The organism is Prevotella brunnea (genome assembly GCF_008016795.1).
Lineage (GTDB): Bacteria > Bacteroidota > Bacteroidia > Bacteroidales > Bacteroidaceae > Prevotella > Prevotella brunnea.
In genome coordinates this window covers 1-1,944 of record NZ_SDIK01000105.1, presented here as the reverse complement: position 1 = coordinate 1,944, position 1,944 = coordinate 1, and the positions used below count along the sequence as shown (strand labels likewise).

Genomic DNA, 1,944 nt, shown 5'->3' with positions numbered 1-1,944 from the left:
ATGCCATCAGAAAAGTCCGTCATCTTCCTCCTGGCAGCCGTGGCGATGGAGGAAACAAAGACAACATATGAAAGGAGAATATATCAATTCAAAAACTGGAAAGAAAAGAATAAAATAACAGTGGAAGTACAGAGAAAGGAAAGATGAATTACACACTTTTAAGGACACTACCAAATTCATCGAGAACAGGAGCATCCTGACAACTATCAAGAAAATCCTTTACATCCTCAAAAGTTGGTTGCTCATCATAATCCTTTTGTGCCCATGATTTCACATTCTCAAGCATTCGTTTTTGCGATGCCTTCATTTGGGAATTCAAGGCACAAGTGAGAAATATCCTATAGTAATCGTCTAATATTGGTTTCATCTTTATTCCTTTCTCATATCCCATTATACAAGCGACATATAATATCCATTGGGTTACAAATTTACGATATTTTTCAGAAAACCAATCTTTTTTGTTGATAACTCTGTGGAAAAGTTAGTTCATAACATTTTCACAACTCTGTGGATATTCACAATATAAAAGAGAAAATGCGAGAACAGTGGATATCCACAAGTTTATTAACGCTCTTTTAGGGAAGTTTTGCACACGTTATTGATATTAAAAGATATAAACTTATTATCTTTGCACCATATTTAAAAATTGTGGATAACTCAAAAGATGAACTGATTTTCAATGAGTAAGTTTCAACTATTACCGTTGATAACTTCTTTTCTAAAGTTGATATTCATATCACCAAAAAAGAAGCGGATTACTTTTGCACAAATCCACAGCACATCATACTCTATCATTCTTTTTTTCTTTTTAAAAAAGAAATAAGAATATAATGATTTACGAATGAATAAATACAGCAAAATGAAACATTTGAAATCCGGTCTGATTGCTTTGCTTGTTCTTTTATCGGTAAATGCATCAGCTCAATGCACATTTAGAAACACTGCTTTTAACAGTGGTGAATACCTTACTTACAATCTTTATTACAATTGGCAGTTTGTTTGGGTGAAAGCCGGCACGGCATCGTGGTACACCGTCTCTTCAACCTATCGCGGAACTCCGGCTTACAGAGCTTCTCTCACGACACGTGGCAATGGAAGATTGGACGATTATTTTGTTCTTCGCGACACACTTCTCTGTTATGATTCAAAGAATATGGCACCACTATATTACAGAAAAGGAGCTCGCGAGGGGAAACGCTACACAGTGGATGAGGTGTTTTACAGTTATCCAAACGGTAAGGTGCGCATAAAACAGCATCGCGTCGATAACGACGGTGAACATCATTGGCGAACAAGATATTCCTCAGAATGCCTTTACGATATGATGAGTATTTTCCTGCGTGCCAGAAGTTTTAATCCCGATAAGTGGAAATCGGGACAGGTGGTAAATTTTCCCATGGTAGATGGCAACAGTGTTAATCCGGCACGTATCGTTTACAATGGCAAGACCAACGTTAAAGCTGATAACGGACGAAAATATCGTTGCTTGAAACTTTCCTATCATGAGCGGGAAAATGGGAAATGGAAGAATATTTCTTCCTTTTTCATCACCGATGATTCCAATCATATCCCTATTCGCCTTGATATGCGATTAAAGTTCGGAAGTGCGAAAGCCTTTCTTGTCAGCATGAAGGGCATTAGAAACAAGGTTTCTTCACTCATTAAGTAAATCCTTTGCAGAGATAGAACCGAACGAGGTTAAAGCAAATGGAATGTAATGCCGAACATTCGACTCGGTCATCGTTACGAAATTATATGACAAAAACAGGATTCGAGATACACTTCGTAATCTATTGATAATCAGTATAATATTAATCCGAATTTAAAAGCTTAGCTTTTGCACTTCAAAATGTCTTATACGGATTTAGCTTGTCACAATTCTGACTATAAAAAAAGTAAGAAATTATGACAAAACGTAAAACCCCGCGCGAATTTTCGTATTCG

General features: G+C 36.6%; 2 protein-coding genes and 1 pseudogene. 2 read left to right on the top strand and 1 reads right to left on the bottom strand.

Annotated elements, in window-relative coordinates; genetic code table 11:
- Positions 1–147, top strand: a pseudogene (locus ETF27_RS11845) (IS256 family transposase); the annotation flags it as partial.
- Between the two features lies 1 nt (position 148).
- On the opposite strand, the gene ETF27_RS10955 reads toward ETF27_RS11845, so the two are convergent.
- A complete protein-coding gene (locus ETF27_RS10955; RefSeq protein WP_147785830.1) occupies positions 149–367 on the bottom strand; it encodes a hypothetical protein in 219 nt (72 codons plus the stop codon).
- 492 nt (positions 368–859) lie between these two features.
- Here ETF27_RS10955 and ETF27_RS10950 point away from each other — a divergent pair, with 492 nt between their 5' ends.
- Positions 860–1,669, top strand: a complete 810-nt coding sequence (locus tag ETF27_RS10950) for a DUF3108 domain-containing protein (protein WP_130830360.1) — start codon at positions 860–862, stop codon at positions 1,667–1,669.
- The last annotated feature ends 275 nt before the right edge of the window (positions 1,670–1,944 follow it).

What these genes read in the sequence shown, in the direction of transcription:
- ETF27_RS10950 (WP_130830360.1), top strand. Translation starts at nt 860, where the DNA reads ATGAAACATTTGAAATCCGGTCTGATTGCTTTGCTTGTTCTTTTATCG.
- ETF27_RS10955 (WP_147785830.1), bottom strand. Translation starts at nt 367, where the DNA reads ATGAAACCAATATTAGACGATTACTATAGGATATTTCTCACTTGTGCC.